At 71.2% G+C, this 22,892-nt stretch carries 23 protein-coding genes and 1 tRNA gene; 10 read left to right on the forward strand and 14 right to left on the reverse strand.

Going from position 1 to position 22,892, the window contains the following annotated elements:
- Positions 1-22 precede the first annotated feature (22 nt).
- Positions 23-697, forward strand: coding sequence for a TetR/AcrR family transcriptional regulator (locus ACIOD2_RS11140; RefSeq protein ID WP_400536633.1), 675 nt, complete (start codon positions 23-25; stop codon positions 695-697).
- Between the two features lie 3 nt (positions 698-700).
- Here ACIOD2_RS11140 and ACIOD2_RS11145 read toward each other — a convergent pair whose 3' ends face one another.
- The 6 genes from ACIOD2_RS11145 to ACIOD2_RS11170 form a co-directional block, all read right to left on the reverse strand.
- Positions 701-1,489 (reverse strand): FkbM family methyltransferase, encoded by a 789-nt coding sequence (locus ACIOD2_RS11145; RefSeq protein WP_400536634.1) that lies wholly within the window; start codon positions 1,487-1,489, stop codon positions 701-703.
- A complete protein-coding gene (locus tag ACIOD2_RS11150) occupies positions 1,486-2,253 on the reverse strand; it encodes an NAD-dependent epimerase/dehydratase family protein (protein WP_400536635.1) in 768 nt (255 codons plus the stop codon). The genes ACIOD2_RS11145 and ACIOD2_RS11150 overlap by 4 nt, the downstream gene beginning before the upstream one ends.
- Complete coding sequence (locus tag ACIOD2_RS11155; RefSeq protein ID WP_400536636.1) at positions 2,253-3,443, reverse strand: nucleotide disphospho-sugar-binding domain-containing protein; 1,191 nt, start codon at positions 3,441-3,443, stop codon at positions 2,253-2,255. Before ACIOD2_RS11155 ends, ACIOD2_RS11150 begins: the two co-directional genes overlap by 1 nt.
- A gap of 20 nt (positions 3,444-3,463) precedes the next feature.
- Positions 3,464-4,405: a glucose-1-phosphate thymidylyltransferase RfbA gene (rfbA, locus tag ACIOD2_RS11160; RefSeq protein WP_400536637.1), complete on the reverse strand. Its 942-nt coding sequence runs from the start codon at positions 4,403-4,405 to the stop codon at positions 3,464-3,466.
- 24 nt (positions 4,406-4,429) lie between these two features.
- Entirely contained in the window at positions 4,430-5,425 is a 996-nt protein-coding gene (locus ACIOD2_RS11165) for a Gfo/Idh/MocA family protein (RefSeq protein WP_400536638.1), read from the reverse strand.
- Positions 5,426-5,794: 369 nt separating this feature from the next.
- Entirely contained in the window at positions 5,795-6,859 is a 1,065-nt protein-coding gene (locus ACIOD2_RS11170; RefSeq protein WP_400536639.1) for a methyltransferase, read from the reverse strand.
- 116 nt (positions 6,860-6,975) lie between these two features.
- Between ACIOD2_RS11170 and ACIOD2_RS11175 the strand changes: the two genes are divergently transcribed.
- The 6 genes from ACIOD2_RS11175 to ACIOD2_RS11200 are packed head-to-tail and all read left to right on the forward strand — an operon-like array spanning position 6,976 to position 12,517.
- Positions 6,976-7,515, forward strand: coding sequence for a MarR family transcriptional regulator (locus ACIOD2_RS11175; RefSeq protein WP_400536640.1), 540 nt, complete (start codon positions 6,976-6,978; stop codon positions 7,513-7,515).
- A gap of 27 nt (positions 7,516-7,542) precedes the next feature.
- Positions 7,543-8,295, forward strand: coding sequence for an SDR family NAD(P)-dependent oxidoreductase (locus tag ACIOD2_RS11180; protein ID WP_400536641.1), 753 nt, complete (start codon positions 7,543-7,545; stop codon positions 8,293-8,295).
- On the forward strand, positions 8,292-9,650 hold the full coding sequence (locus ACIOD2_RS11185) for an NDP-hexose 2,3-dehydratase family protein (protein ID WP_400536642.1): 1,359 nt from the start codon (positions 8,292-8,294) through the stop codon (positions 9,648-9,650). The genes ACIOD2_RS11180 and ACIOD2_RS11185 overlap by 4 nt, the downstream gene beginning before the upstream one ends.
- A complete protein-coding gene (locus tag ACIOD2_RS11190; RefSeq protein WP_400536643.1) occupies positions 9,643-10,980 on the forward strand; it encodes a nucleotide sugar dehydrogenase in 1,338 nt (445 codons plus the stop codon). Before ACIOD2_RS11185 ends, ACIOD2_RS11190 begins: the two co-directional genes overlap by 8 nt.
- A gap of 3 nt (positions 10,981-10,983) precedes the next feature.
- Entirely contained in the window at positions 10,984-11,970 is a 987-nt protein-coding gene (locus tag ACIOD2_RS11195) for an NAD-dependent epimerase/dehydratase family protein (RefSeq protein WP_400536644.1), read from the forward strand.
- A gap of 25 nt (positions 11,971-11,995) precedes the next feature.
- On the forward strand, positions 11,996-12,517 hold the full coding sequence (locus ACIOD2_RS11200) for an NUDIX domain-containing protein (RefSeq protein ID WP_400536645.1): 522 nt from the start codon (positions 11,996-11,998) through the stop codon (positions 12,515-12,517).
- 56 nt (positions 12,518-12,573) lie between these two features.
- Here the strand turns inward: ACIOD2_RS11200 and ACIOD2_RS11205 are convergent, their stop codons facing one another.
- The 6 genes from ACIOD2_RS11205 to ACIOD2_RS11230 form a co-directional block, all read right to left on the reverse strand.
- Positions 12,574-14,145, reverse strand: coding sequence for a right-handed parallel beta-helix repeat-containing protein (locus ACIOD2_RS11205; protein WP_400536646.1), 1,572 nt, complete (start codon positions 14,143-14,145; stop codon positions 12,574-12,576).
- Positions 14,146-14,345: 200 nt separating this feature from the next.
- Positions 14,346-15,491: an RNA polymerase sigma factor gene (locus ACIOD2_RS11210; RefSeq protein ID WP_400536647.1), complete on the reverse strand. Its 1,146-nt coding sequence runs from the start codon at positions 15,489-15,491 to the stop codon at positions 14,346-14,348.
- A gap of 6 nt (positions 15,492-15,497) precedes the next feature.
- Positions 15,498-15,905 carry a YciI family protein gene (locus tag ACIOD2_RS11215; protein ID WP_400536648.1) on the reverse strand — a complete coding sequence of 136 codons (408 nt, stop codon included), beginning with the start codon at positions 15,903-15,905 and terminating at the stop codon, positions 15,498-15,500.
- Positions 15,906-15,947: 42 nt separating this feature from the next.
- Positions 15,948-16,445: a pyridoxamine 5'-phosphate oxidase family protein gene (locus tag ACIOD2_RS11220; RefSeq protein WP_400536649.1), complete on the reverse strand. Its 498-nt coding sequence runs from the start codon at positions 16,443-16,445 to the stop codon at positions 15,948-15,950.
- 23 nt (positions 16,446-16,468) lie between these two features.
- Positions 16,469-16,912, reverse strand: coding sequence for a VOC family protein (locus ACIOD2_RS11225; protein ID WP_400536650.1), 444 nt, complete (start codon positions 16,910-16,912; stop codon positions 16,469-16,471).
- Positions 16,913-17,091: 179 nt separating this feature from the next.
- Positions 17,092-17,164, reverse strand: a tRNA-Arg gene (locus ACIOD2_RS11230).
- Positions 17,165-17,311: 147 nt separating this feature from the next.
- On the opposite strand from ACIOD2_RS11230, the gene ACIOD2_RS11235 reads away from it, so the two are divergent.
- Both ACIOD2_RS11235 and ACIOD2_RS11240 read left to right on the forward strand, forming a co-directional pair.
- Positions 17,312-18,418, forward strand: coding sequence for an epoxide hydrolase family protein (locus ACIOD2_RS11235; protein ID WP_400536651.1), 1,107 nt, complete (start codon positions 17,312-17,314; stop codon positions 18,416-18,418).
- 170 nt (positions 18,419-18,588) lie between these two features.
- A complete protein-coding gene (locus tag ACIOD2_RS11240; RefSeq protein WP_400536652.1) occupies positions 18,589-19,509 on the forward strand; it encodes a cation diffusion facilitator family transporter in 921 nt (306 codons plus the stop codon).
- Here ACIOD2_RS11240 and ACIOD2_RS11245 read toward each other — a convergent pair whose 3' ends face one another.
- Both ACIOD2_RS11245 and ACIOD2_RS11250 read right to left on the reverse strand, forming a co-directional pair.
- Positions 19,510-20,229 (reverse strand): DUF305 domain-containing protein, encoded by a 720-nt coding sequence (locus ACIOD2_RS11245; RefSeq protein WP_400536653.1) that lies wholly within the window; start codon positions 20,227-20,229, stop codon positions 19,510-19,512.
- Entirely contained in the window at positions 20,226-21,041 is an 816-nt protein-coding gene (locus tag ACIOD2_RS11250) for a DUF3105 domain-containing protein (RefSeq protein ID WP_400536654.1), read from the reverse strand. The genes ACIOD2_RS11245 and ACIOD2_RS11250 overlap by 4 nt, the downstream gene beginning before the upstream one ends.
- A 195-nt stretch (positions 21,042-21,236) precedes the next feature.
- On the opposite strand from ACIOD2_RS11250, the gene argS reads away from it, so the two are divergent.
- The gene (gene argS / locus ACIOD2_RS11255; RefSeq protein ID WP_400536655.1) at positions 21,237-22,892 is read left to right on the forward strand and encodes an arginine--tRNA ligase; all 1,656 of its coding nucleotides are present in this window, start codon (positions 21,237-21,239) and stop codon (positions 22,890-22,892) included.

A 22,892-nucleotide genomic window follows, 5' to 3' on the forward strand; every position in this document is an offset into this window, starting at 1 on the left:
CACGCGCGGGTATCATTGGGCCGTGCCCCAGTCCAAGCCGCGCCGCTCGCCCAAGCCCCAGGAACGTCAGCGGGATCCCGAACGCACCCGGCGGCTGATCGTGGACGCCGCGGTGGCGGAGTTCGCCCAGCACGGGTACGCCGGTGCCCGCACGAGCACGATCGCGGCCCGGGCGGGGGTCAACCAGCAGCTGATCTCGTACTACTTCGACGGCAAAGAGGGCCTCTACCAGGCGATCTCGGAACGCTGGCGGGAGCGCGAAGGCGAGCTCCTGCACGAGAAGGGGTCGCTGGCCGAGCAGATCCGGCTGTACGCGCTCGAGGCGCTGAAGAACCCCGAGGGCGTCCGGCTGATGGCCTGGGGCGGCCTCGAGTACTCCGGTCCGGAGACCGACTACGACCACGCGCCCCGGTCCGAGCGGCTGCAGCGCAACGTCGACCAGTTCCGCGCCCTCCAGGCGGAGGGCAAGCTGGCCCCCGAGGTCGACCCGGCGTGCCTGACGATCATGCTGATGGGCGCGGCGATGGCGACCACCACGCTCCCGCACGTCATCGAAGGCCTGTGCCGGGCCGACCCCCGCTCGCCCGAGTTCATCGAGCACTACGCCGAGCAGATGGTCGTGCTGGGCAAGCTCCTCGGCCTCGACGTCGTGCCGGGCGAGGACGCGCCGGAGGCGAAGGACGACGAGGAGGACTGAACCTCAGTCCCGGCTCGCCACGACCATCCGGATGCTGCCTTCGGCGAAGTCGTCCTCGGTGGCGACCCGCACCGTGTAGCCGTGGCCTTCGAGCAGCGACGTCACCCGGCCCAGCTGGCCGTCGAGGTCGTGCACCTCGACCACGACCCGCCGGATGGCGGGCCAGCGGTGGGCGCCGACGCTGTCGAGGACGTCCAGCTCGGCCCGTTCGACGTCCACCTTGAGCAGGGCGACCTCGTCGATCCCACGCTCGGTCAGCTGCTGCTCCAGGGTGGTCACCTCGACGGTGACCGTCTGGGGATCGGCCCGGAACGTCGGCCAGAACTCCGCCCGCATGTCCGGCGGCACGTCCCGGTGGTTCATCACCGACTCCATGTTCCGCACGTCGTCGGCGTCGTCGACGAAGAGCGTCGCCAGCGTCGTGTGCCCCGGGTAGTAGGTGAGCTCCGCGGTGCCCGGGCGGGTGCCGATCGCCAGCCGCGAGATGGTCGTCGTCGGCAGGTGCCGCGCCTGGTTCAGCTCGAGACAGGCGTACGACCGCGGTGCCGGCTCGAAGCCGAGGATCTCCAGGCCGGGCACGAGATCGGTGAAGAGGATCGCGGCCAGTCCGATGTGGGCACCGACGTCGACGATCACGTCCCCCGCGCGCAGGCCGGCGACGGCCTCGGCGTAGAGGCCGCTGGTGCGCAGCTGCTCCCAGACGATCTCGGTCTCGAACGCGGCGTCGCAGGCGATCCTGCGCCCGCCGCCGATCTTGATCTCCTCGAACGCGGTCTTCGGTTCGGTGGTCATGCCTCACCTCGCTGTCCAGGCCCGTCGTAACACGGCGCGTACCGGTCGACGAGGCGGTTGAGATACCTTTCGCCGCCGAGTCCGGCGGCGAGCTCGGGCACGTACCGGCGCAGCTTCGCGATGGAAACCAGGGTGCGCCCGGAGCTCCCGGTGACGACCTCGCGGCCCACCGTCGTCCCCAGCCGCCGTTCCACACTGTCCACAACGGACTCGATGGCGAACGGCGTGCCGCTGGCGACGTTGACGATCTCGCGGTTCACCCCGGCTTCGAGCAGGCCGGTCAGGGCCGCGCGGACGTCGCCGACGTCGACGAGGTCCCGGTGCGCCCCGGCGTGCACGGTCACCGTGCCGGTCCGCAGCTGCCCGACCAGGCTGGGCAGCAGGTGCCACGGCGGCTGGTCGCCGCCGACGACGTGGGTCAGGCGCAGCACCAGCCAGTCCGGCACCGCGTCGGCGACGGCCAGCTCCAGCTCGCGTTTGTGCTTGCCGTAGGGGGAAGCGGGCGAGACGGGCGTGTCCTCCGCGGCCGGTTCGGCGGGAGTGCCGTACATGGCGTAGGTCGACGTGGACAGGAGCACCAGCTGACGGCCCTCCCGCCGGCAGCGCGTGGCGACCTGCTGCACCAGGTCCTTCTCGCGGTCGAACTCGGCTTCGGGCACCGAGCGGATCCGCGACACCCCGGCGGCCAGGACGGTCACGCCGGGGAACCGGTCCGCCTCCGGCCGCAGGTTGCGCGCGATGAACCCGGTGCCGACGATCTCCATCAGGACGTCCGGACCGGCTGCCGCACCAGCCGTTCCAGCTCGGCGACGACGGTGGCGGGCAGCGGTCCCGACCGGATCTCGTCCCGCAGCCGCTCGGCGCCCGCGCGGTAGGACGGGTCGTCCAGCACCGCCGCGATCGTGCTCCGGACGTGCGCGATGTCGGCCTGGCCCGCCCGGGTGTCGATCGACCGCCCGGCGCCCGCGGCCTCGAGCCGCCGGCCGTAGTCGAACTGGTCGAACCACTGCGGCAGCACGACCTGCGGCAGGCCGAACGACGTCGCGGTGAGCCCGACGCCGCTGCCGCCGAGCAGGACCATCAGGTCGCACGTGTCGAGGAAGAGGCTCAGCGGGAGCTGCTCGACGACGCGGAAGCTCTTCGGCAGCGGGCCGACGCGCACCCGGTCCGCCGGGGTCAGTGCCACGATCGCCTCGACGTCCGGGAGCCCGTCGATCGCCTCGGCCGCGCGCTGGACCGGCGCGGGCCCGCAGGTCGGCACCAGCGTCCGGCCCGGGCAGAGGCAGACGCGCCGCTTGCCGGACTTCGCCCGCGCCCACTCCGGCATGACCCCGGGGCCGTTGAACGGGAGATAGCGCATCGGCAGGCCGGGCACCGCGCTTTCGTGCTGCAGGCTGGGCGGGCACGGGTCGACGAGCGCGTCGGGATCGGGCAGGCCCGGGAGGCCGAGTTCCTCGCAGAGCGGCTGCAGCTGCTGCCGGGCGCGTTCGCGGTACAGCTCGCCGGTCGGGTCGACGCCCCACCGGTGCGTCACGACCGGGACGCCGAGCAGCGCGCCGAGCGGGCGGGCGATGAGCGCGGTGTGGTCGGCCAGCAGCAGGTCCGGGCGCCACGACTCGGCGAACGCGCGGTACTCGGCGATGTGGTCGGCGGCGTAGGCCGCCTGCATGTCGGCGATCGTCTGCCAGAGGAACCGGCCCAGCTCGGTCTTCTCCCGGTCCGTCCACTCCGGCGCGGGGAAGGTGTCTTCCGGCAGGCTCCCCGCCGCGTCTTCCAGGGGTTTCGCGGACCCGAGCTCGGCGAAGCCGAGCCCGGCCGACAGCGCCGCCTGTTCCAGGTCGGCCGAGCCGGCGACGAGGATGTCGTGGCCGGCCGTGCGCAAGGCCCAGATCAGCGGAACCTGCGCGAGGAAATGGGTCACGGCCATGGCCGGCGGGAGTACCAACACTCGCACGGGAAGCTCTCCTTCGCGCCTCACGACGGGCCCGGACGGCTCGTCCGGGCCGAGTCTGGGGCGGGCCGCTCGGGGCGGCCTGGATTCGTGTTGGGGTGATCACCGGCGACCGCCCGCACGTACGCCCCGTACGGCGAGCCGCCCATCCGCTCGCCGAGCCGGCGGCAGGCGTCCGCGTCGATGAACCCCATGCGCAGCGCGACTTCCTCGAGGCAGCCGATCCGGACGCCGGTGCGGTGCTCGAGCACCTGGACGTACCGGGCCGCCTCCAGCAGCGAGTCCGGGGTGCCGGTGTCGAGCCAGGCGAACCCGCGGCCCAGCCGGACCAGCTCGGCCGTGCCGCGCTCGACGTAGGCCGCGTTGACGTCGGTGATCTCCAGCTCGCCCCGCGCCGACGGGGTGAGGTTCTTCGCGAGGTCGACGACGTCGTTCGCGTAGAAGTACAGGCCGGTGACGGCGAGGTCGGACCGGGGCACCGCGGGTTTCTCCTCGATCGAGACCAGCCGTCCGTCGTCGTCCAGCTCCGCCACGCCGTACCGGCTCGGTTCGTCGACCGCGTGCCCGAAGAGCACACAACCGTCCACTTCGGACGCCTTGCGCCGCAGGAGAGGCGAGAAGTCCGGGCCGTGGAAGAGGTTGTCCCCGAGGATCAGCGCGACCGGATCGTCCCCGATGTGGTCGGCGCCGATGACGAACGCCTCGGCGATCCCGTTCGGCCGCGGCTGCGGGGCGTAGGTGAGTGACAGGCCGAACTGCTCGCCGGTGCCGAGCAGCCGTTCGAACCGGGGCAGGTCCTCGGGTGTCGAGATGACGAGGATCTCCCGGATCCCGGCGAGCATCAGCACCGAGAGCGGGTGGTAGACCATCGGCTTGTCGTACAACGGGAGCAGCTGCTTGGACACCGCTTGCGTGATCGGGTGCAGCCGTGTTCCGCTGCCACCCGCGAGCACGATTCCCTTCACCGGACCAGGGTGGGCCCGCGGGCTCTACCCGGCCTCGGGCGCCGGTGAGGCCGCGCCGCGCACGGCGTCGACCAGCGTGGCCTGGCGCCGGATCTCCTGGGCGTCCCCGGTGTCGTCGACACCGGCGCCGGCGAGGACGTCCCGGGCGAAGGCCGTGGCGGCGTTGCGGAACTGGTCGTCCGCGGGCAGGGCCAGCTCGACCGTCCGATCCGGACGTTCGAGCGTGACGGACGGCCGTTTCGCCGGCCCCGGGGTGAAGGCGTGCCGCACGGTGACGAGCCCCTCGGTGCCCCAGAGCCGGTAGACGTTGCGGTAGTAGTGGTCGAACCCGAACTCCAGCTGCGCCGTCACCTGGTTCGCCGACCGCAGGAGGGCGCTCCCGGCGACGTCCACGCCCCGCGTTCCCGGCCGCAGCACCGCCCCGGCCACCTGCCAGGGCCCGGCCTCGAAGAACTGCGCCAGCCGGATCGGGTAGACACCGACGTCGAGCAGGCACCCGCCGCCGAGCTCCGGCCGGTACCGGACGTCGCCGTCGGGCAGGGCCGGGTGCCCGAACACGGCGGCGATCGACCGGAGGTCGCCGATCTCGCCCCCGGCGACCAGCTCGCGCACGGCGGCGTGCTGGGAGTGGTGCAGGAACATCAGGTTCTCCCGCAGCAGCAACCTGTTCCGCCGGGCCAGCTCGACCAGCTCGGCAGCCTCGGCGAGGTTCGTCGCGAGAGGTTTCTCGGCCAGCACGTGCTTCCCGGCCTCGAGCGCCTGCCGCACCCAGTCGTGGTGCAGGCCGGTCGGGAGCGGCACGTAGACGGCGTCGACGTCGTCGCGCTCGAGGAGGTTCCGGTAGCCGGTGACGGCCGCACCGCCGAACTCGGCGGCGAACTCCGCGGCCCGCTGAGGAGTGCGGCTGGCCACGGCGGTGAGCTCCAGCTCGGGCACCGCGGCGACGGCGGGCAGGAACCGCCGCCGCGCGACACCCGCGCAGCCGAGAACACCGATCCGGACGTGTTTGCCTGGGGACAAGGGGTTTCCCCGATCTGGTCGCGGGGCGCCGGCCGCGGGGAGTCCCGCACACGACCGGCGCCCCGGGGTCTCGGGCGCTGCTCATCGCGCCGGCTTACGCCGACCGCGCCTGGCGTGCGCGCCTTGGGTGCTCCATCCATGCCCCGCCGCCACCCTCAACGGATGCGCTTCGCGCGCAGTGCGGATTCAACGCACCCAACGCCACATTGGCCCGCGAGGTGTCGATGGAGGATTTTGGACGTTCAACGTCCCAAATCCTCCATCGACGAACGCTGGCAGCTGTCCGGCACTGCGCCCCGAGGCGGAGCCGTCACCGGGTTTCGGCGGGACAAGCCCGTTCCAGCGTCCGAGCCCTGCGTCGCGCGAACCCTAAACGGGCCGGTACTCGAGCATCACCAGGCCACCCGGCTCCGGCTCGTTGACCGGCTCGAAGCCGGCCGCGCTCGCCACCTCGTCCCACTCCTGACGGCTGCGCTCGCGGCCGCCGATCACCGAAAGCGCTTCCACGTCGATCAGCTTCGCGGTGTCCCACTCGCCGGGGCCGGTGATCATCTGGTCGACGATGAGCAGCCGCGCCGCCGGGTTGTCGCCGACGGCCGCGCGCACCCGGGACAGGATGTGCTTCGCGGCGTCGTTGCCGAAGTTGTGCAGGGTGTGCTTGACGAAGTAAGCGTCATACCCCGCCGGGACCTCGACGAAGAAGTCGGTCGGCACGATCTCGACGCGGTCCGCGACGCCGGCGTCCTCAAGGACCTTCTTGGCCTCGTTGACGGTCTGCGGCTGGTCGGCCAGGACGCCGGTGACGCCGGGGTGACGGCGGAGGATCTCCGCCAGGAACTGGCCCTTGCCGCCGCCGATGTCGGCGATGGTCTTGAACCGGCTGAAGTCGAACTCCTCGAAGATCCGGTCCGACAGCGGCCAGTGGTTCTGCTCCATCGCCCGGTTGAGCAGCGAGCTGCTGGCCGGGTTGACCTTCAGGTAGTCGTAGAACGGCATCCCGAAGATGTGCTCGAACGCCGTGCCGCCGGTGCGCACGGAGTACGCGACGTCCTCGTACGGCCGCAGGAACATCGGGTCGGAGGCGAACAGGAACATGTCACGGATACCGCGTTCGGCGGTCGAGACCAGGCCCGCCGACAGCGGGGTCAGCTCGAACCGGCCGTCGGGGCGCTCGGCGATGATCCCCGACGCGGACACCGCGCGCAGGACGCGGTAGAGCGCGTCCGCGTGGGTGTCGGTCTTCGCCGCGATCTCCTCCGCGGTCAGCGGGCCATCGGCCAGCACGTCCGGCACCTCGAGCTCGACCACGGCGCGGAGCGCGCCGAGGATCCACTTGGCGTAGAACAGGCCGAGCACCTGCTGCTCCGGGGGCAGGTTCGGGTCGAACAGGTTGAAGGTGCGCCCGGTCTCCAGCGCCTCGACCTGTGTATCCATGGGTTTTCGCCTCTCGTCCGGGTGATCGCCTCCGGCAGCCTCGCGCGCCCGCCTCGAGCCGCGGTGGGAGAAGCGCTCGACCCCGGCCCGCGAAGCTGCGTCGCGGGAGGTCCGACGTGACGAGAGAACCGCAACACCCCGTGCCGGACGCGCTGCTCGACTGGTTTTCCACGCTCTGCCGCGACACCGCCACGCTCCTGCTGTGCCGGGACTCCCGGCGCAGCAGCCGGTCGGTCACCGAGCGGCACGTGCTGAACGTGGCCGCGTCCCACCCGCCCGGCACGCTCACCGCCGGCCGGATCGCCCGGCTGACCGGGCTGTCGACCGGTGCGGTCACGGGCGTCCTCGACCGGCTGGAACGGGCCGGGTTCGTGCGCCGCGCCCGGGATCGCGATGACCGGCGCAAGGTCCTCGTGGAGCTGCTGCCCGGCGGCGCTGAGACGCCGGCTTCGACAGTGCTGCGGCGCGTGCTCGAAGACTTTTCGCCGGCCGAACGGGCCGTCGTCGAACGCTTCACCATCGGGCTGCGGCGCGCGCTTTTCGCCGATCTGCAAGGAGAAGAGCACCGGCGCTCCACCGCGGATCGAGCATCGGACCAGGAGCGGCGGACAGCATCGAGCCCGCGGTTCAGGCGAGCCACCGGCCGGCCGGGGTGATCACGGCGGCCAGAACGGAGGACGGACATGGATCTCGGTCTCAGCGGCAGGACGGCGCTGGTCACCGGCGGTACCCGGGGTATCGGCCGGGGGGTGGTGCTCAAGCTCGCGCGCCACGGCGTCGACGTCGTGACGTGCCACCGGCAGGAGAGCGACGCCGCGGCCTCGCTGGCCCGTGAGCTCAAGGAGATCGGCGGCCGGCACCACGTCGTCCGGGCCGATCTCGCCGACCCGGAGCAGGTCGCCGAGCTCGTCGGCGAGTGCGAGCAGCGGTTCGGCCGGCTGGACCTGGTGGTCAACAACGCCGGGGTGATCAACCACGTCCCGTACGCGAAGCTGTCCTTCGAGGACTGGCAGCGCACGCTCGCCACCAACGTCACCGCGGTGCACCTGGTGATCCAGCACGCGCTGCCGTTGCTGCGCGAGGGCAGCTCGGTGATCAGCATCGGCTCGAAGTCGGTCGACGCCGGAATCCCGCTGCGCGCCCACTACACCGCGACGAAGGCGGCCCTGGTCGGGCTGAACCGTTCGCTCGCACGCGAGTTCGGCACGAAGGGCATCCGCTTCAACGTGCTGTCGCTCGGTGTCATGCGCACCGAGGCGATGGACGCGATGCCCGCCGAGCAGCGCGAGGCGATGACCAAGCGCTACACCGAAAAGATCGCGCTCGGCCGGTTCGGCACCCCGGACGAGGTCGGCGACGCCGTGCTCTGGCTGGCGAGCGACCTCGCCCGCTACGTCACCGGTGCGGTCGTCCCGGTGGACGGCGGGATCGGGTGACGTCGGGGACGGACCTGCTCGAGCAGCGGCTCGCCGACCGGTTCGCGCACTCGGCCGCGTCGCCGGGCGCCGGGGCGGACGACGTCCTCGCCTGGATGGACAAACGGGCGCGGGCCAACGACTTCAGCGTCCGGCGGGTGCCGTTCGCCGAGCTGGCGAACTGGGACTTCGACCCGGTCACCGGCAACCTCGGGCACCGCAGCGGCCGGTTCTTCTCGGTGCACGGCGTGCGCGCCACCGTCCGCGACGGCGCGGTCCCGCAGTGGGAGCAGCCGATCATCGACCAGCCCGAGGCGGCCATCCTCGGCATCCTGGCCAAGGAGTTCGACGGCGTCCTGCACTTCCTGATGCAGGCCAAGATGGAGCCGGGGAACTGCAACCTGGTCCAGCTCTCGCCGACCGTCCAGGCGACGCCGAGCAACCTCACGCGCGTGCACGGCGGCTCGGCGGTGAAGTACGCCGAGTACTTCGTCGAGCTCGACCGGGTGCGGGTGCTGGCCGACGTCCTGCAGTCCGAGCACGGCGCCTGGTTCTTCCGCAAGGCCAACCGGAACATGATCGTCGAGACCGACGAGGACGTGCCGCTGCTGGACGACTTCCGGTGGCTGACCCTCGGCGAGATCGGCGAGCTGCTCCACCACGACAACGTGGTGAACATGGACTCCCGGACCGTCCTCGGCTGCGGGCCCGCGACCGGGGCCGACGTCCCGTCGCGGGCCGCGGTGCGGGGCCTGGTCTCCTGGCTCACCGAGATCCGGGCGCGCGGAGTCCTGCGCGCGGCCCCGGCGCCGTTGACCGGGACGGCGGGCTGGCGGCGTGACGACATGTCGATCCACCACGTCAGCGGCCGGTACTTCAGCATCGTCGCCACCACGATCCGCGCCGCGAGCCGCGAGGTCGGCAGCTGGACCCAGCCGCTGCTGGAGCCGCACGGCCTCGGCGTCAACGCGTTCCTGATGTGCGAGCGGCGCGGGGTGCCGCACGTGCTGGTCCAGGCGAAGCCGGAATGCGGGCTGCAGCACGGGGTCGAGCTGGCCCCGACGGTGCAGGCCATCCCGGAGAACTACCCGGACGCGCGGCCGCGGTTCCTCGACGAGGTGCTCACCGCCGACCCGTCCCGGATCCGGTTCGGCACCGTGCTTTCCGAAGAGGGCGGCCGGTTCCTGAACGCCGTGAGCCGCTACCTGGTCGTGGAGAGCGACGACTTCGCGCCACCGCCCGGCTTCCGCTGGGTCACCCGCGGCGAGCTCTCGGCACTGGTCGAGCACAGCAACTACGTCAACGTCCAGGCGAGGACCCTGCTCGCCGCGCTCAACCTGACGGTCGATTGGAGTTCCCGTGAGCCCGGTGACTGAGCACGAGAGAAAGTCCGTGGCGGTGGTCGGCCTCGGCTACGTCGGATCCTGTGTCGCGGGCACGCTCGCCGATCGGGGCGCCACCGTGGTCGGGGTGGACACCGACGGCGACCTCGTCGAGGAGCTGAACCACGGCTACTGCCGGTTCCAGGAGCAGGAGCTGGCGGAGCTGCTGGGCCGCGCGGTCGGCGGCGGCCGCCTGACCTGCACCACGGACTACGCGGCCGTGGCGCGGGTCGACGTCGTGCTGCTGGTGGTCGGCACCCCGGTGCGCGACGACGGTTCGCTCGACGACCGCCAGCTGCGCGCCGCGTGCGAGACGCTGGCCCGGCACCTGCGCAAGGACCAGCTGGTCGTGCTCAAGAGCACGGTGCCGCTGGGGTCGACCCGGAACCTGGTGCGCCCGCTGCTGGAGCGCAGCGGGCTGACCGCCGGGCGCGACTTCGGCCTGGCGTTCTCCCCGGAACGCCTCGCGGAGGGCACGGCGCTGGCGGAGCTGCGCACCCTGCCGGTCGTCGCCGGCGGCCTCGACGCGGCGAGCACGATCTCGGCCGCGCAGTTCTGGCGGGAGTCGCTCGGCGTCGAGGTGCTCACCATGAGCACGCTCGAAGCGGCCGAGTGCGTGAAGCTCGCGGACAACTGGTGGATCGACCTGAACATCGCGCTCGGCAACGAGCTGGCGAAGTTCTGCGCGCTCTTCGACGTCGACGTGCTCGAGGTGATCAAGGCGGCGAACACCGTCCCCAAGGGCACGGGCAACGTCAACATCCTGCTGCCGAGCGTCGGCGTCGGGGGATCGTGCCTGACCAAGGACCCGTGGATGGTCTGGCGCTCGGCCCGCGACAACGGACTGGACATCCGGACCGCCGCCGTCGGCCGCGAGGTCAACGCGCAGATGCCCGAGTACACCGCCCAGCTGGTCTTCGACGAGCTGGCCGAGCTCGGGAAGAAGCCGGAGGGCGCCCGGATCGCGGTGCTCGGCCTGGCGTTCAAGAACAACACCGGCGACCTGCGCGCCACCCCGGTCAAGGACGCGGTCGACGCGCTGGTCGACCGGGGCGCGATCGTCCGGGTGCACGATCCGCTGGCCGACGACACCGAGGTCAAGGAGCTGTTCGGGATCCGGCCGTCGAACTCGGTGGCGGAGGCGGTCCGCGACGCCGACTGCGTCGCGATCCTCGCCCACCACCGCGACTTCGAGACCATCGACTACGGGTCGCTGCCGGTCGCCGAGTCGTGCGTCGTCGTCGACGGCCGCGCCTACTTCCCGGTGGAGAAGATCGAGTCGTTGCGCGCCATGGGTTTCGTCTATCGCGGGATCGGGAGGTAGACCGTGTCCGAAGTGGTGGTCACGGGTGGCTGCGGGTTCATCGGCAGCCACCTGGTGGAACAGCTCATCACCCGGGGCGACCGGGTCACGGTCTTCGACCGGACGCCGCCCCCGGCGGACCAGGCGCTGGCCCGGGAGCACGCGGAGTTCGTGGCCGGCGACGTCCGCGACGCCGACCGGCTCGCCGACGTCATCACCGGCCGGGTCGACGTCGTCTACCACCTGGCCGCCGTCGTCGGCGTCGACCAGTACCTCGCGCAACCGGTGGACGTGATCGACACGAACTTCTCGGCCACGCGCAACGTCGTCGACCTCACCACCGCGGCGGGGTCGCTGCTGGTGCTCGCCAGCACGAGCGAGGTGTTCGGGAAGAACCCGGTCACGCCGTGGCGGGAGGACGGCGACCGCGTGCTCGGCCCGACCTCGGCGTCCCGCTGGACCTACGCCACGAGCAAGGCGCTGAGCGAGCACCTGGTGACGGCGTTCGTCCAGCAGCACGGGCTCGACGCGACGATCGTGCGGTACTTCAACGCCTACGGCCCGCGGCAGCGCCCCGCCTACATCGTCAGCCGCTCGATCCACCGGGCGCTGAACGGCCGCGTCCCGGTCGTCTACGACGACGGCTCGCACACCCGGTGCTTCACGTTCATCGACGACATCATCGAAGGCACGCTCCTGGCGGCCGACAGCCCGAAGGCGCTCGGCGAGTCGTTCAACCTCGGCAGCATGACCGAGACGACGGTCGGGGAGGTCGTCGGCCTGATCCGCCGGCACACCGGTTTCGCGGAGGAGGCCGTCTCGGTCCGCACGGCCGAGCAGCTCAGCGACAGCTACCAGGACGTGCCCCGCCGCGTGCCGGACAACACCAAGGCCGCGGGTGTGCTGGGCTGGCACCCCGGGACGTCCCTGTCCGACGGGATCGCGAAGACCGTGGCCTGGGCTCGGGACGCCGGCTGGTGGCTGGCCCAGGCCGACACCGGGGCCCGCTGACGTGGCCGGGCCGTCGATCCGCCGCGTGGCCAGCAAGGTCGTCTACCGCAACCGGTGGATGACCGTGCGGGAGGACCGGATCGTCCGCCCGGACCGGTCCGAAGGGATCTACGGGTTCCTGGAGAAGCCGGACTTCGCCGTGGTGGTCCCGGCCGAACGCGGCGGGTTCCACCTCGTCGAGGAGTACCGGTACCCGATCGGCGCGCGCACGTGGAGCTTCCCGCAGGGCAGCTTCCCCGACCGGCGCGCCGTCGACCCCGAGCGGCTGGGCCGGGCCGAGCTGGCCGAGGAGACCGGCCTGCACGCCGCGACCATGACCGTGCTCGGGTTCCTGCACGGCGCGCACGGCACGTCCGACCAGGGTTTCACGGTGTTCCTGGCCACCGGGCTGACGCCGGGGGAGCCCGCGCGGGAACCCGAGGAGCAGGACATGGTGCACCGGTTCGTGCCGCGGGCGGAGTTCTGCCGGATGGTGCGCGCCGGGGTGATCACCGACAGCTCGACCCTGGCGGCCTACGGGCTGCTGCTCATGCACGAACAGGGCTGAACGCACAGAGGCGGGGCCGGGGCACTTCGCCCCGGCCCCGCCTCTGTGCGTTGGTACTACTGGAAAGTCCGGACCCCGGTGGGGCCGGCGTAGGCCCCGATGCTGGGCTTGTCCGGGATCGGGAAGGAGAAGTAGTCCCGCCCGCCGTTGTTCGCGACCGGGACACCCGCACTCAGCGCGGGCGAGCCCGCGAGCAGCCGGTAGCCGGCCGCGGTGCCGCGCGAGGAGGCGGAGCCGGGGCCGAGGAGCATCGGGTCGAGGACCAGCGCGTGCGCGTCGTTCGCCGGGACCGTGGTGACGTGGTAGTAGACGTTGTGGTCGTAGAGGCCGCTCGGGTCGTCGATGGCCGAACCGGCCGCGCGCCCGACGAAGATGTTGTCGGTGAACTTGAGCGCCGGGGACCCGGCGTTGGCGACCAGCCGCTCGGCGGTGGTGCTGTAGAAGGTGTTGCCGTACACGCTCATGTCGGTGACCGCGCCGCAGAGCAGGGTGACCACCCCGATCTTGTCCCCCCAGGGATAGGCACCGGTGCCGTTGTCGTTCTGGCTGATGTTGTAGCGGAACACGTTGTTCTTGGCCGTGACGCCGACGTCGTTGCACATGCCCATCGCGCCGCCGCTGTTGTTCTGGCTGTAGTTGTATTCGAAGACGGTGCCGTTGTTGGCCGTCTCGAAGTAGTACGGCTGGGCGGGCAGGGGCCCCGCGACGCTGGACGCGTCGTTGGAGCGGAAGACCGTGCCGTCGGAGTTGTAGGCGTACATTCCGCCGCTGTACTGCGCGGACCGTTGTGCGAAGTCGCGCAGCACGTTGGCCTCCACGAGCGCGTTCACGCTGTTGAAGACCGCGATGCCGTCACCGCCGACGTTCTTGATCACGTTGTCGTGCACCTTGAGCCCGGTGATCGGGGCGAAGCTCGTGCCGCGGCCCTGCGGGTACTCGGCGCGCTTCTCCCAGTCCGAAGAGGTCACGATGCCCTGGCGGTCGGCCTTGGTGATCGTGTCGTGGTCGACGGAGATGTCGTCGAAGGTGGTGGGCACGGTGGAACCGGCCGCCTTGAACCCGATGCCGCCGCTGGGCACGAGCTGGTGCGGGTTCTGGCAGTCGCAGCCGTTGACGTCGTGGACGTCGACGTTCTGCACTACATAGTGGTGCCCGGTGCCGAAGTCGGTCAGCACGACGTACAGCCCGAACCGGACGTCCGTCGCTTGTGGAGCGGCCCCGGTGTTGGACAGGTCCAGGTCGCGCACCTCCCAGCCCTGGACGTCCTTGAGCAGCACCGCGGCCAGCGCGCCGTTCGCCGCGATCTTCGGCTTGGCCCCCTGCCCGTACGCGCCGGCGTTGATCGGCTGGCTCGCCGTCCCGGACCCCTGTGGCGCGAGCGTCCCGGTGCACTGGGTGCCGCGCTTCAGCAGGATCTTGTCGCCGGCGTGGAAAACGGTGGTGTTGGCCCGGTTCAAGGTCTTCCACGGCTGGGCCGTGCTGGTGCCGGTGTTGCTGTCGTTGCCCCCGGCGCAGTCGACGTACCAGGTGGTCCCGGCCGCCGACGCGACGCCGGGGACGATGCCGAGCGCCCCGGCCGCCAAGGCGACCGCGGCCGCCAGCGACCACGGGCTGCGTGCTCCTCGCATGTTTCCTCCCTGCTTGGTGGGTGTCGGATCCTGTCGGCCGCTGCTCGAGCGGCACTGGAGCGGCGCGCAGAGACCGTTGCGAGGGGACGGTCACTGTGGTAAATACCCGACTGGTTGACAGAGTTACCCGTTTGAAAAATTCCAAGTGGACGGTCGACCGTCCGAAGGGGAGGGACGCCGCCGGGTCCGGTGAGGACGCCTCAGCCGCGCAGCAGCGCGTTGAGCCGCGCGGCCTGCCGGGTGAGGTGGTCGCGTTCCGGGACGCTGGCCGCCGCGCGGGCCGCCTCGGCGTAGAGCCGGGCCGCGAGCGCCGGGTCGCCGTCGCGCTCGTGCAGGTACGCCGCGACGGCCTGGTAGCGGGGCAGCGCGGGGTCGAGCTCGGCCAGTGCGGCCAGCCCGGCCCGCGGCCCGTCGGCCTCACCGACCGCGACGGCCCGGTTGAGGCGGGCCACCGGGCTGCCGGTCAGGCGCACGAGTTCGTCGTACCACTCGACGATCTGCACCCAGTCGGTCTCGTCGGCGGTCTGAGCGTCGGCGTGCAGCGCGGCGATGGCCGCCTGGGCCTGGAACTCGCCCAGGCGGTCGCCGGCCAGCGCCGTCTGGAGGATGTCGACGCCCTCGCTGATCAGCCGGGTGTCCCACAAACCGCGGTCCTGCTCGGCCAGCGGCACGAGGCTCCCGCCGGGGCCGGTCCGCGCGGGGCGCCGTGCGTGGTGCAGCAGCATGAGCGCGAGCAGGCCCGCGACCTCGGCGTCGTGGGTCCGGACCGCCAGCTGGCGGGTGAGCCGGATCGCCTCGGCGGCGAGGTCGACGTCGCCGCCGTAACCCTCGTTGAAGACGAGGTAGAGCACGCGCAGCACGGTGGCGAAGTCACCGGGCTCGGCGAACCGGACCCCCGACACGGTCTTCTTGGCCCGGCTGATCCGCTGGGCCATGGTCGCTTCCGGGACGAGGTAGGCCTGCGCGATCTGCCGGGTGGTCAGGCCGCCGACCGCGCGCAGCGTGAGCGCGACGGCCGAGGCCGGCGTCAGGGACGGGTGCGCGCACAGGAAGTACAGCTGCAGCGTGTCGTCCACCGGCTCGCCCGGGCCGGGCGCGGGCTCGCTCTCGACGCGCACCTCGCGCCGCAGCCGGGAGGTGTCAGCGCGGGCGGCGTCGAGGAACTTGCGCCAGGCCGTGGTGACCAGCCAGCCCTTGGGGTCCCGCGGCGGGGCGTCCGGCCACACGCGCAGGGCCTCGACCAGGGCGTCCTGCACGGCGTCCTCGGCCGACGCGAAGTCGGCCCCGCGGCGCACGAGGGCGCCGAGCACCTCGGGGGTGAGGGTCCGCAGCAGGGCTTCGTCCACTGGACGTCACTCCGTGATGGTCGGCGGCACGGTCATGATCGGGCGCACCTCGAGCCACTCCTGGACCGGCTTCCCGCCCGCGCCCGGAGCCGCGGACAGCTCGCCGGCCAGCTCGATCGCGCGCTCGTAGGAGTCGACGTCGATGATCGTCCAGCCGGCGATCAGGTCCTTGGTCTCGGCGAACGGCCCGTCGGTGACCGGCGGCCGCCCCTCGCCGTCGGACCGCACGAACGTGCCGCCGGGGGACAGCGGCCGGTGCTCGACGAACTCGCCGGTCTCCTCCAGCCGCTCGGCGAAGTCCTGCATGTACTTGATGTGCGCGGTGACCTCCTCCGGCGTCCACTGGTCCATCGGGACGTCGTTCACCGAGGCCGGCGCGCCGCGGTAGTGCTTGAGCAACAGGTACTTGGCCATCGTTTTCTCCTTCTCGGGGCTATTTTGGCGGATGCCAGGGACTCAGGCGCTCTGACGCGCGGCCCGCCGAGCGGCGAGTTCCTCGACGGCGCTGGGCAGGGTCGTCTCGAAGTCGATCAGCTTCGCCCAGGTGGGCGTCACGACGATCCGCACCATGCCGTCGTAGAGCGACCGCACCTCGGCCTCCCACTCGATTCGTTGCTCCGGCGTCATCTCGTAACTGCCGTTCATCTGCAGGTACTCGTCGGGGATGCCGTCGACGACGTCCAGCTCGACGGTCCCGCGGACGAGCAGGATCCGGGGCGGGTGCACCTCGGTGTCGATGGTGAGCGCGACCGCCGGGTTGGCGCGCAGGGCGTGCAGCTTCGGCGCGTTCGTCGAGGTGCACATGACGATTTCCGAGCCGTTCCAGGTGAAGGCGATCGGGATCGACCGCGGAGTCCCGTCCTTGGCGACGTAGGCCAGCCGGGTCAGGTCGCGCTCCAGCAGCTCCCGGCTGATCGGCCGGTTCAGGATTTCGGTGATGGTGTTCTGGTCCATGGTTTGTCTCCTCTTCGGGAAGTTCAGCCGAGCTGTTCGAGTCGTTCAGCGAAAGCGACGATGATGCCCTCGGGGCCGCGGACGTAGCAGAATTTGTGGCTGTCTTCGTACTGCACGACCTCGCCCATGAGCTGGACCCCACGAGCCCGCAGGTCGGAGACGACGCCGTCGAGGTCCGTGACCCCGAACAGAACGCGGCGCAGGCCCAGGGCGTAGACCGGAGCATCGGGCCGGCAGTCGACGGCCACCGGGGCCCGGAACCGCATCAGCTCGAGCCGCCCGTGACCATCGGGCGTCCGCACCATGGCAACGTCGAGCTTGAGGCCGTCGATCCCGACAACCCGGTCCACCCAGGACCCCTCGACCGGCGCCGTGCCCTCGAGCACCATGCCAAGCCCGACGAAGAACGCCACGGCGGCGTCCAGGTCCTCGACGACGACACCGACGTTTTCCAGCCGTTCGATCATGACGCTCCCCGGGTCCCGGCGGCCCTCGCGGCCACTGACACCCCTGGGACGGAGCCGTCACCTCGTTCTCGACATCCGGCGGCAAGAAACTTTTCCGGGATCTGGTCCGGCCCGCGGACATGAATCGGCCCCTACCGCGTGTTCGCTGGTAGGGGCCGGTTTTTCGCAGTGGTACTGGGTGCCCTCGGCAGGATTCGAACCTGCGACACCTGCCTCCGGAGGGCAGTGCTCTATCCCCTGAGCTACGAGGGCCCATCGCTGGGCGACTCCGAAAGCTTAGCGCATCCCCCGCAGCCTGCGCGGGCAGGGCGGGGCAAACCGTATCCGCTGGTCAGCGTCGGAAAGTTGATCGAATCCCACGACAGTCATAGCGTGGAGGGCCCACCTGAAGGAGCTGTCGTGGTTGAGCCGTTCCGGGTCCCGCTCGATGAGGCCGATGTCGCGGATCTGCGGGAGCGGCTGCGGCAGACCCGCTGGCCGGAGGCCGAGACCGTCGACGACTGGTCGCAGGGCGCGCCGCTGTCCTATGTGCAGGACCTGTGCCGCTTCTGGGGTGAGGAGTACGACTTCGGGTTCGCCGCGCGGGTCAACGCCTTCCCGCAGTTCCGGGCCACCGTGGACGGTGTCGGCGTGCACTTCCTGCACGTCCGCTCGCCCGAACCGGACGCGCTGCCGCTCGTGCTGACGCACGGCTGGCCCGGGTCCGTGCTCGAGTTCCTCGACGTCCTCGGGCCGCTGACCGACCCCCGCGAGCACGGCGGGGATCCGGCCGATGCCTTCCACGTCGTCGCGCCGTCGCTGCCCGGGTTCGGGTGGAGTGACAAGCCCGCCCTGAAGATCCCGCGGGTCGCCGCGTTGTGGGACGCGTTGATGACCTCGCTCGGCTACGACCGCTACGGCGCCCAGGGTGGTGACTGGGGTGCGGCCATCACGAACGCGCTCGCCGGCGTCGCGCCCGAGCGGGTCGCCGGGGTGCACGTCAACTTCGTGCCCGTGCGGATGGGGCAGGACGACCCGACGCCGGAAGAGCGTCAGGCCCACTCCGACCTGGAGGAGTTCCGGCGGACCGGCAGCGGCTACTCCGCGCAGCAGGGCACCCGGCCGCAGACGCTCGGCTACGGCCTGACCGACTCGCCGGCCGGGCAGGCCGCCTGGATCGCCGAGAAGTTCTGGGCCTGGACCGACCACAAGGGACACCCGGAGGACGCCGTCTCCCGCGAAAAGCTCCTCGACGCGATCTCCGTCTACTGGTTCACCGCGACGGCCGCCTCCTCGGCGCGGATGTACTGGGAGAACAACGACCGCGACCTGTCCCGGATCACCGTGCCGGCCGGGATTTCCGTGTACCCCAAGGAGATCCTGCGGCCGTCGCGGCGCCAGGCGGAGCAGCGCTACGCCGACCTGCGCTGGTTCGAGAGCCTGCCCGTCGGCGGCCACTTCGCCGCGCTCGAGCAGCCCGGCCTCTTCGTCGAGCAGGTTCGCGGCTTCTTCCGGCTGGTGCGCTAGCCGGCGCCGCAGTGTGACCAGTCCGACTGACGGGAAACCCCTCCTGGTGGATTGGTCCGTGCGAGTGAGCGGAGTAGCTTTCCGGGGGTGAACTTAGGGTGCCCTGTATTGCACATATGCGCATCTGACTATATGTTTGCTCTCGACGGCGAACCGGGAACGGAGGCGAAATGGGGCACGGACACGGGCACGGCCAGTCGGTCACGCCGGCGAGCGCGTCGGGCAAGTACACCCGCGGCCTGACGATCGCCCTGTGCGTCGGCGCCGGGTTCATGGTGCTGGAGTTCGTCGTGGGCTTCACGACCGGCTCGCTGGCCCTGATCTCGGACGCGGCGCACATGTTCACCGACGTCCTCGGGGTCGGCATGGCCCTGACCGCGATCATCCTGGCCCGCCGCTCCGGCCCCACGGTCAGCCGCACGTTCGGCCTCTACCGCGCCGAGGTGCTGGCCGCGCTCGGCAACGCGATCCTGCTGTTCGGCGTCGCGGCCTACGTCCTGATCGAGGCCGTCGGCCGGATCAGCGACCCGCCCGCGGTGCCCGGCCTGCCGGTGCTCCTGGCCGCGACGGCCGGCCTGGCGGCGAACATCGTCTCGTTCGCGGTGCTGCGCTCGGGCGCGAAGGAGAGCCTGAACGTCCGTGGTGCGTACCTCGAGGTGCTGGCCGACCTGATCGGCTCGGTCGGCGTGCTGCTCAGCGGCGCGCTGACGCTGCTCACGGGCTGGCGCTACGCGGACCCGATCATCGGCGTCGCGATCGGCCTGTTCGTGCTGCCCCGCACGTGGACCCTGGCGCGGCGGGCGTTGCGCATCCTCTTCCAGCACGCCCCCCAGGGCGTGGACGTCGGCGCGATCAGCGCGGAGCTGTCGGCGCTCCCGGGCGTCGCGGACGTGCACGACCTGCACGTCTGGACGTTGACGTCGGGCATGGAGGTGGCTTCGGCGCACCTGACGCTGGCCCCGCCGGCGCAGCAATCGGACGTGCTGACCGAAGCCCAGAACCTGCTCTCGACGCGGTACGCGATCGAGCACGCGACCCTGCAGGTGGAGGCGCCGCACTGCGCGCGCCGCTGCCAGGAACTGTCCTGGTGATCAGGGCAGCGGCTGCGCGCCCCGGCCGGTGAGCATCAGCTTCATCTGGTCCATCTCCGCGCCCTGGGACGCGAGGATGCTGTTCACCAAGGCCTTCAGCGCCGGCAGGTTCGAGTGCTGCGACGCGTACTGCGCCATCGACGTGCCGCCCTGGTGGTGGCGGAGCATCAGCTGCAGGAAGTAGACGTCGAACGCGCGGCCCGACAAGGACCGCAGCTTCGACAGCTCCGTGTCCGTCGCCATGCCCGGCATCAGGGCGCCGCCGGACGGCGATACCGACTGGGGGGCCATCGACATGCCGTCGTGGCCCGACATCGGCTCCGTCATCCACTTCATCGGCGCGCCGATCGACTGCTCGGGCTGGTCCCACAGCATGAGCCAGCCCTTCATGCGGCCGACCTGCTCGAGCTGCGTGCGCTCGATGTCGAACGCGAGCTGCTTGATCTCCGGGTCGGTCGTGCGGTCACGGGCGATGCCCGCCATCGTGACCGCCTGCAGGTGGTGCGTCGACATGTCCTGCGCGAAGCCGACCTCGACCGAGTCGCGGGCCGGGGTGGCCGTGGCCGCCGGGTCGTCGACGGCGCGGGTGACGAACATCCCCGCGACGCCGCCGATCAACAGGACCGCCAGCAGCGTCCCGCCGATGATCACCCAGCGCGACCACGTCGGCTGCTCGATGACCTCGTCGGTGTCAGTGTCGAGGTCGGCTTCGGAACTCACTGCGACGGCGCGCCCGAGGCCGGGGCGGAGACGGGCGCGGTCGGCACGCCGCCGGGGGCACCCTGCTCACCCTGGGCGGCGGTGCTGCCCTTGTAGTCCATCGGCTTCGCGTCCGGGCCCGGCTTCGACGGGTCGAACGGCGGCGGGTTGTCCGGGTCGAACGAGCCCGGCACCGCGTCGCAGGACGCGCCGACCTCGGGGTAGACGCCGTTCGGGTTGCTGCGCAGGGCCGCGATGAACTCGTCGATCCGCGGGTCGTCGGCCTTGTCCAGCTTCAGCTGGTGGCCCCAGGACTGCAGCGAGATCGGCTTGTCGAGACCGGGGTAGGGCGACAGCATCGTGAACGGCTTGTCCTTGGCGCGGACGCTCAGCAGGTTCAGCGCGTCACCCGAGATCTGCTGCGGGTTGTAGGCGATCCACACGGAGCCGTGCTCGAGCGCGTGCACCATGTTCTCGGTGCGGACGGCGTTCGGGTAGACGATGCCGGTGCAGGTGGCCCACGTCTGGTCGTGCGGGCCGCCGAACGGCGGGGTCTTGTCGTAGGCGACGCGCTCGGTCGGCAGCACGTGCACGCTGCCGGTGTAGGTCGCGGTGACCACGCCGGGGATGCGCTTCGACGGGTCCGGGTCGGACGCGGTCGGCGCGAACGCGGCGGCGGCCTCTTCACGGCCCTCCTGGTCACGCTTCGGCGCCGACGCGATCATGTAGTAGGTGATCACGGAGGCAGCCAGGGCGACGATGGCCACGACCGCGATGATCGTGCCCCACGGCGTGCCCTTCTTGCTCACGACGGACCCGCGGGCCGCCTTCACGGCCGACCCCTTTTTCCGAGTTGTCCGGTTCGCCATGGCTCCCGCGTTCTCCTCTGGTGACTGCGGACGGATTCCCGCCCGGGCCAGTGTAGAGACCACGCGTCTGATCACGGTTAACACCTCACGTGGATCGCTCCCGTGACGTGGCCGAGACCGCCGAAAGCGTCCGACCTGGGCACACCTAGAATTCGCGGAGTGACTCCCGCCGCTCTCGCCGACCTGGTCCGCAGCTCCGCCGTGCAGGTACTGACCGCACGCGGCATCGACGACGCCGTGCTGCCGGAGCAGGTGACCATCGAACGCCCGCGCAACCCCGACCACGGCGACTACGCGACGAACCTGGCCCTGCAGGTGGCCAAGAAGGCGGGGCTGAAGCCGCGCGAGTTCGCCGAGGCGCTGGCCGAAGCGGTCGCGGCCACCGACGGTGTCGCCTCCGCCGAAGTGGCGGGCCCGGGCTTCCTCAACTTCCGCCTGGCCGCCGCGGCGCAGGGTGACATCGTGCGCCAGGTCCTCGACGCCGGCGACGCCTTCGGCCGCGGCGACGCGCTGGCCGGCACCAAGATCAACCTCGAGTTCGTCTCGGCCAACCCCACCGGCCCGATCCACCTGGGCGGCACCCGCTGGGCCGCGGTCGGCGACGCGCTGGGCCGCGTGCTCGGCGCGCAGGGCGCCGCGGTCACCCGTGAGTACTACTTCAACGACGCCGGCGCCCAGATCGACCGGTTCGTCCGGTCCCTGATCGCCGCCGCGAAGGGCGAGCCGGCCCCGGAGGACGGGTACGCGGGCGGCTACATCAACGACATCGCCGCCGAGGTCATCAAGGCCGAGCCGAGCGCGCTGTCGCTGCCCGAGGACGAGCGCCACGAGACGTTCCGCCGGATCGGCATCAACCTGATGTTCACCGAGATCAAGCAGAGTCTGCACGACTTCGGCACCGACTTCGACGTCTACTTCCACGAGAACTCGCTGCACGAGTCGGGCGCGGTCGACGCCGCCGTCCAGCAGCTGAAGGACTCCGGGAACCTCTACTTCGAAGACGGCGCCTGGTGGCTGAAGTCGTCGGAGTACGGCGACGACAAGGACCGCGTCGTCATCAAGCAGGACGGCAACCCGGCCTACATCGCCGGTGACCTGGCCTACTTCAAGGACAAGCGCAACCGCGGCTTCGACCTGTGCATCTACATGCTCGGCGCGGACCACCACGGCTACATCGCCCGGCTCAAGGCCGCCGCCGCCGCGTTCGGCGACGACCCGGCCACGGTCGAGGTGCTGATCGGCCAGATGGTCAACCTGGTCAGCGAGGGCAAGCCGGTGCGGATGTCCAAGCGGGCGGGCACCGTGATCACCATGGAGGACCTGGTCGAGGCCGTCGGTGTCGACCCGGCCCGCTACGAGCTGATCCGCTACTCCGTCGACTCCACTTTGGACGTCGACCTGGACCTGCTGCGCAAGCACTCCAACGACAACCCGGTCTACTACGTCCAGTACGCCCACTCCCGGATCCGCTCGATCGAGCGCGCGGCCGCCGACCTCGGCCTCGAGTCCGATGTGGACGTCGACTTCGGACTCCTGACGTCGGACGCCGAGGGCGACCTCATCCGCACCGTCGGCGAGTTCCCGGAAACCGTGCGCCGTGCCGCCGACATGCGGGAGCCGCACCGGATCGCGCGCTACCTCGAAGAACTCGCGGGCGCCTTCCACAAGTCCTACAACTCGAGCCGCGTGCTGCCGATGGGCGACGAGGAGGCCACCCCTCTGACGTTCGCGCGGCTCGCGCTCTACAAGGCCGCACGTCAGGTGCTCGCCAACGGCCTCGCGCTGCTCGGCGTCACCGCACCGGAACGGATGTAA

Source organism: Amycolatopsis sp. NPDC088138 (assembly GCF_044741685.1).
Lineage (GTDB): Bacteria > Actinomycetota > Actinomycetes > Mycobacteriales > Pseudonocardiaceae > Amycolatopsis.